This is a genomic window from Dysgonomonas sp. Marseille-P4677 (assembly GCF_016652235.1).
Taxonomy (GTDB): Bacteria; Bacteroidota; Bacteroidia; order Bacteroidales; family Dysgonomonadaceae; genus Dysgonomonas.
In genome coordinates, this window is sequence record NZ_JAEPKU010000176.1 from 1 (window position 1) to 7,202 (window position 7,202).

A 7,202-nucleotide genomic window follows, 5' to 3' on the forward strand; every position below is an offset into this window, starting at 1 on the left:
CTCCATTTTCTTAATAGAGGGGAAAGGTATAAGTAATAAGTCTTATATTAATACCCCGGATTTTGAGGAAATTTATTAGCATCGTTACGTAACGAGACCTCACTATAAGGAACAGGATATAAAAAATCATGACTATCTATATTATATCCTATTTTACCTATAGCTGAAATTGCGTCTCCCGATCGTATAAGATCAAACCAGCGTTGCATTTCCATTGGAAACTCTAAACGGCGCTCTAAAAAGACAGCTTTACGGAAAGAATCCTGATTAGACAATTTGTCTATAGTATAGCTTCCGTTTGCCAAAGAACGGGTTCTTACTTCATTTAGGGCTTTAAGAGCCGGACTTGTCGCAGAGCCATCGTAAGCAACTTCATTTAAAGCCTCGGCATACATCAATAATACATCAGCCCAGCGTAATACAGGAGTATGGTAGCCATATTGTTTTATAGAGCTCTCTATATCTGCATATTTTACAATTAGCTTATTATCGGAGTTTGTACCTTTTATACTTCTCATTAAATCTGCACGACGATCTGCCGGATTATAAATACATTCAATCGGATTACTTAGTTTGAAAGCTTCATTTAAATCGGCCTGACTGGTATAATAAGTCAAAGCGTTTCGTCCTTCTCCAGAAATATCCTTATTGAATAATACTTGGAAAAGTATTTCTTTATTCATCGTTTGAGGACTCCATCCGTTATAGTTATTGTAGTCGGCATTGGAGCTGCCCGGAGCCGGAGCTGTACTAAATACATTAGCTATATCGGGCAATAAGCCATGTATTGCAGCATTATCTATATTTATCAGTTCACCCAATACTGTTTTTGCATCATTCCATTTTTTTTGTTGAAGATATACTTTTCCCAATAAAGCTTTGGCTGCCAAAGACGTAGCCCGACCTAATTGCTCTCCCTTAAAAGAGGTAGGAAGGTTACCGGCATCCGATGCGAATTTGAGGTCTGCCTCAATAGCTCCGTATATACTCGTCGCTGCATCTCTGCTACATTGAGCAACTTCCTGAGTAGATAATGGTTCTAAAATAAGAGGAGCATCGCCCCAGAAGCGAACAATATTGAAGTAACATAATGCACGTATAAATTTTGCCTCGGCTTCATATTGTTTTTTCAGATCATTGTCGTTTACAACATCAATGTATTTTACAACATTATTGCAACGATAAATAGTTTCATATGTGCTAGCCCATACTTCTCTGAATATTTGGTTGTCTGACTGTGCTGTAAATATTTTAATACTATACTCACGACCTGCATTCGCACCCGAATTGGCGAAAGAACCCAAATCGTCAGAACGAACATCTGTCATTAAAACCATATATTCACGATACATCGCTTTACTCTGTAAATCAGCATAAGATGCGGTCAAAGCATATTCTATATCTTTTGTATTTCTATAAAATGTACCGGTTGTACCTAGGTTTCCTTCCGGTTTCAAATCAAGAAAATCACTACATCCGGAAAAAATTAATATTGAGATGGCTATAAGTGAAAATTTTATTATTTTTTTCATGATATTCTTATTTTATAATGTAAAGTTGAGACCAAATACAAAACTCTTTGATAATGGATATGTACCATAATCTACACCTTGCATAATAGGACTTGAATTTGTACTCACTTCGGGATTGTATCCACTATAATTGGTAAATGTGAATGGATTAAATGCAGAACCGTAGACTCTAAGATTAGATACACCAAATCGTTTTAATAGGTTTTTAGGCAAAGTATATCCTAATGTGATCTCACGAATACGCATATATGATCCATCTTCGATATGCCATGTTGAAATCACGGAATTCATTCCCGTTGCAGCACGATTAGCCCGATATACTTTTCCATTTCCGGATTGAGATTCAGAAACCCATCTATCCTTGGCTACAGCTAACTGGTTGGCATTACCTTCCATATTTGCGAGATAGCGACGATTAATATTTGCGATCTCATTGCCATATACACCTTGTAATGAAAGGCTGAAGTCAAATTCCTTGAATTTTAAAGTAGTGGAATATCCATAAGTAAAATCGGGCATATAATTACCTGTCATTTGTTTATCATCAGCGTTAATAATATCGTCTTTTCCATACTTTTTGAAGCGGAAATCTCCAGGTTGAGCATTAGGTACAATTATGCCGTTAGCAACATCTCTATCTATTTCGGACTGATTCAGATAAACGCCATCGGTCACATATGTGTAATAACTTCCGATAGGTTCCCCCACCCTAGTCACAAAATCAATAACACTATTGGCCTGTGTCACAATCTCATTTGCATTACCCAAAGATTTCACTTTGTTGCGATTCATCGCATAATTGAAATTATTGGTCCATATAATTTTTCCTACCTTATGATTAGTTGATAATGTTATCTCCAACCCTTTATTCTCTAGCTTTCCTATATTTTGTAACATAGTTGAAAACCCTGATGCTTCCATTACCGGAACTTCCAATAACATATCGGTCGTTGTACCTTGATAAACATCAATTTCTAAATTCAACCACTTGAATAAACCAATCTCTGCTCCTAAATTCACTTGTGATGTTTTTTCCCATCCGATATCTGGATTTGGTATTGTCGATTCTTTCATTCCTATATTTGGTGAACCGCCGAATGGATAATTATCACCATCTACAAGTCCGTACGAAGCATAATTACCAATATTCATATTACCGGTTACACCCCAGCTGGCTCTTAATTTTAGATTGGTCAACCACGATGAAACAGGTTTCATAAATTTTTCTTCTGTCATATACCAAGCTCCCGAAAAGGATGGAAAATAGCCCCAACGATTATTCTCTCCAAAGCGGGAAGATCCATCTGCACGTACAGCAGCAGAAAACATATATTTATCTTGAAAGTTATATTGAACGCGAGCCAAAGCAGAAAGTAAAGACCATGCTTCCTTATTAGAATCATATTTTGTTGCTGTAGAATTACTAGGTATTGTACCTAACATATCATTTTGTGGTAAGTCGGTAGCAGTTATACGATTAGCGTTGCCCTCATATTTTTGGGCTGTCCACCCGGCCAATCCCGATAGAGTATGATCTGAGTTGATTGTTTTCTTATAATTCATCGTATTTTCCCATACCCATGTGTATTTATTCTTTGTACGGGATTCTGCTATTGGGTTAGATGGAGGCGTTCTATCAGTCGAGTTCGGCAATGCAGCCGGGCGATAGTAATCACGCACATAATTGTTATAATGCCAGCTTCCCTGGGTTTTAATACTTAAATCTTTTATCAGTTCATATTCGGCATAAGCTGTTCCTAACATCTGAAGAGCTGTCATCTTATCATCAATTAATCTAGCTACTGCAACCGGATTGTTCAATTTAGAATTTCCATATGTTGTATTATTATGTTCATAATTGTACTCACCATTGGTATTTTTCACAGGGTAGATAGGTGCAGCACCTAATGCCAATGATAAAACACCATCATCTCCATATCTTCCTTCGGTGTTTACCAGATTATAAATATTTCGGGTTAGATTGATATTACCGCCAAATTTCCATTTACTGTATTTCATATCTACTTTCGTACGAAATCCCATTTTAGTAAAATCAGAATTAACAACAATTCCCTCTTCGTTTTGATAATTTCCTGACACTAAATACCTGATATTCTTATTGCCACCGCTTACTGATAAATTATGTTTTGTAATGAACCCTGTACGCATAATTTCATCTTGCCAATCGGTATCGGTCAATCCTTTTTCACCTCTGACATATGGAAGTACCTCTGTCGGCATCATCCAGCCTTGATTGAGGTTTATTGTTCCTGTCTTTAAATTATCCCACCTCTGCTGATTCGTAGCCCAGGGATCATATGCCGTAGCTTTTCCAGCTTTAGCCAAAGCATCATAATACGATGCATTGTGTCCGTCAAATACAAGTTGTGAGTACTCATAAGCATCTAATACATCGATTTTATCTGTAATCATCTGGGCTCCTAAATAACCGGTATAGCTCACTACCGGTTTTCCTTCGCTACCTCTTTTTGTTGTGATAATTACAACTCCATTAGATCCTCGTGATCCATAAATCGCTGCCGCCGAGGCATCTTTTAGCACCTCGATTGACTCAATATCTGACATCTCTATGGATGCTAACGGACTAACAGAAATACCGGTGGCACTACCAACATCATCACTTAATGGTACTCCATCGATAACATATAATGGAGAGCTCCCTGCTGTAACTGTTCCTACCCCGCGTACCTTAATATTCATACCAGCACCCGGTGTTCCATTTGGTTGCGTGATCTGTACTCCTGCCATACGTCCGACTAATGCTTGTTCGATACTTGAGACCGGCATATCTTTAATTTCGGAAGCTCTGAGTGATGATATAGAAGTTGTCACATCTCTCTTTCGCTGAACTCCATACCCTACAACGATCACTTCGTCTAATAATTTTTCGTCTTCATGAAGTACTATATCAAAGGCTGTTTTATCTCCGACTTTTATTTCGATCGACTGAAATCCTATATAAGATATACTCAAAACAGCCCCATCAGGAACCTTCAATGTAAAGTTCCCATCAAAATCGGTAACAGTTCCGATTGCAGGAACACCCTTAACCTGTACCGAAGCCCCAATAATAGATTCTCCTTTATTGTCCTTTATAATTCCCTTAATTTGCTTTGTTTCTTTTTGCTGATCAGTCTTTACCTTCTGTGGAACTAAAAGAATAATATTTCCATCTTGTTTTTCGAAAGATATATTACTGTCGTTTAAAAGCTGCTTCATTGTCACATCAATGGTCGCATTCGAGACTTTAAGAGTAACAATTTTCCCGAGACCTTTTAAATCTTCATTATAGAAAAATTTATAAGGGCTGACTTTTTCTATCTCTTTCAGGGCCTCCTTTATCGGCTTGTCTTTTATTTCAACCGTAATTTGTGAAAACAAATTAGCGGACAATAATGACAAACAGAAGATGTATAAAATCCGTTTTAAGTAACTCCATCTTTTAATTTTCTTTTTCATGGTTTAAATAATTTCTAATGGTAATTAATTACATGTACTATCTTTTTAATCTAATTATACCTGTATACAGTTACCTTATTATTTTTCGCTACTCTATTTTACGATTTAACTTATTTTAATTATTTGAAATTTACAATAAAAAAAGTGATACCCTTGACTAAGTATCACTTGCAGAATATTTAGTTATTATTTTTTCATCTAAAATGTTGTACCTGTTCCTTATTCTCATACAAGAAAATTACACTGTCTTTTACTTCATAGCTTATAGGTGCAGTCAACGATAAGGCTTTTAAAGCCGACTGAACACTTGTATTGTCGATAGTTCCAGTAAACTTCTGTTTAGCTAATTGAGCATCCATAAAAGAAATATCAATATTATGCATTCGCGAAATCACTCTTATAATATTTTCTAAAGTCTCACTTTGGAATCGGAGTCTATTCTGTCTCCATTCGATATAATCCTTTGCATCTACTTGCTCTTTATTTGTAATCTTAGTCGATTTATCATATACAACTCTGTCGTTTGGTTTCATTGTTACAGTTTCGCTAGGAGTAATTAGCTCAACGTTACCTGTATTAAGTACTACCGATATAGTATTATCATTATCGTACGCACTAATTCCAAATGTGGTGCCTAAGACTTTCACTTTTATATCTCCACATTCTACAATAAAAGGTTTATACTGATCTGATTCGACATCAAAGTAAGCTTCACCTCGTAGTTTTAAAAAACGATCATTTTTATTATAACTGGTGTTATATATAATTTCAGACTCAGAATTGATTGCAACTTTACTCCCATCAGGCAGATTGATACTTGCTTTTTCTCCTAATCCTGCCGATACAGTTAAATAATCTATTTTTTGAGGCTTGTTGTATATATATACTCCCACAAGAATAGCAATAGGTAATAAGATCGCTGCAATATTTGCGACCCAACGGATATAGCGTCTACCGGACAGGTTGGGACTTATTTCCATTTCTCCCTCAATACTATATTCTACTTGAGATCTAATATTATCCAGCATTCTCATCTTTACATCTACATCAACTTCTGATGATGAACTCATTATTTGATTTTCCAGCCATTTATTCAAATGAGGATCATTGTTTATGAAAGAACATAAAGAGGCAACATCTTCAGTAGAGGCTTGCTTTAATATATATCGCTCAAATATATCTAGACATTTATCTTTATCCATTGTTTTCTATCTGCTTTAGTATGTATATCATTCAGTACATATTTTATACATTTATCTGCTACAGTTTCACTATTAGAATATCTATTTTTTAAGTTAATTAACAAAATGAGAAGAAATCAATAGAAGTAGTATTTCTTTATAATAACGAGCCAAATGTTCTTTCATAAAGCTTAAGGCTTTTGAAAGCTGGGTTTGAATCGTACTTTCGGAAATATTAAGTCTTTCTGCTATTTCTTTATTCGAAAGCATTTCTTTCCTACTCATAACAAATATCTGCCTACGTGCCGGAGGAAGTTCTTCTGTAAGCTTGTCAATATACTCTTCTAATAGCTTTCTGTTAAGTTCATTCTCAGGAGTTATATTATATTTTGTCGATACAAACTTAGATACATATTCTTTATATATATATTCAACCATCTGATGTTCGTATTCATTCATCAGCATATTTTTAGCAATAGTACAAATATAGGATATGAATGATTTATTTGAATCAATTTGAGAACGAGTATCCCATATCTTAATAAACGTACGCTGCACAATCTCTTCTGCAAGATATGTATCGCCCGACGATAATTTGAGAATAAAATTATATAGTTTTCCACCATATTGATGAAATAATCTTTCAAAAGCTTCCGAAGAACCTTGTTGAAGTAATTCTATATCATATTTATCTCTTACGAACACAGAGTATCGCCTTATTAATTGTTTTACACACAAATATAATAGATAAATATGGCTTATAATGGAAATAAATTACTAAAACATTTTACAGTAAGTAATATAGGCCGATGTATATCAACATGACCTGTAGAGGTATCAGAATAAAAAACAGAGAGCACTCAAACTTGGTATGAATGCTCTCTGAATTAGAATTATATTCCTTCAAAAGTATATCTTAACAGAATATCAGATAGTTTGTATGATCTTATTTAATGACTCTTTCGCATCGCCAAGCATCATCGTGACTTTGTCCTTCATATCATACAAA

Annotated in this window: 4 protein-coding genes; all 4 read right to left on the reverse strand. The window is 35.2% G+C overall.

Annotation, left to right across the window (positions count from 1 at the left end):
• Positions 1-47: 47 nt before the first annotated feature.
• The 4 genes from JGH11_RS18305 to JGH11_RS18320 all read right to left on the reverse strand — a co-directional run bounded on the left by JGH11_RS18305 (position 48) and on the right by JGH11_RS18320 (position 6,898).
• A complete protein-coding gene (locus tag JGH11_RS18305) occupies positions 48-1,532 on the reverse strand; it encodes a RagB/SusD family nutrient uptake outer membrane protein (RefSeq protein ID WP_201114209.1) in 1,485 nt (494 codons plus the stop codon).
• A gap of 12 nt (positions 1,533-1,544) precedes the next feature.
• Positions 1,545-5,012 (reverse strand): SusC/RagA family TonB-linked outer membrane protein, encoded by a 3,468-nt coding sequence (locus JGH11_RS18310; RefSeq protein WP_201114212.1) that lies wholly within the window; start codon positions 5,010-5,012, stop codon positions 1,545-1,547.
• A 194-nt stretch (positions 5,013-5,206) separates the two neighbouring features.
• Complete coding sequence (locus JGH11_RS18315) at positions 5,207-6,214, reverse strand: FecR family protein (protein ID WP_201114213.1); 1,008 nt, start codon at positions 6,212-6,214, stop codon at positions 5,207-5,209.
• 93 nt (positions 6,215-6,307) lie between these two features.
• The gene (locus JGH11_RS18320; RefSeq protein ID WP_201114215.1) at positions 6,308-6,898 is read right to left on the reverse strand and encodes an RNA polymerase sigma-70 factor; all 591 of its coding nucleotides are present in this window, start codon (positions 6,896-6,898) and stop codon (positions 6,308-6,310) included.
• Positions 6,899-7,202 lie beyond the last annotated feature (304 nt).

Excerpts from the sequence above, each read along its gene's own strand:
- JGH11_RS18305 (WP_201114209.1), bottom strand. The coding sequence starts at position 1,532 with ATGAAAAAAATAATAAAATTTTCACTTATAGCCATCTCAATATTAATT.
- JGH11_RS18310 (WP_201114212.1), bottom strand. The coding sequence starts at position 5,012 with ATGAAAAAGAAAATTAAAAGATGGAGTTACTTAAAACGGATTTTATAC.
- JGH11_RS18315 (WP_201114213.1), bottom strand. The coding sequence starts at position 6,214 with ATGGATAAAGATAAATGTCTAGATATATTTGAGCGATATATATTAAAG.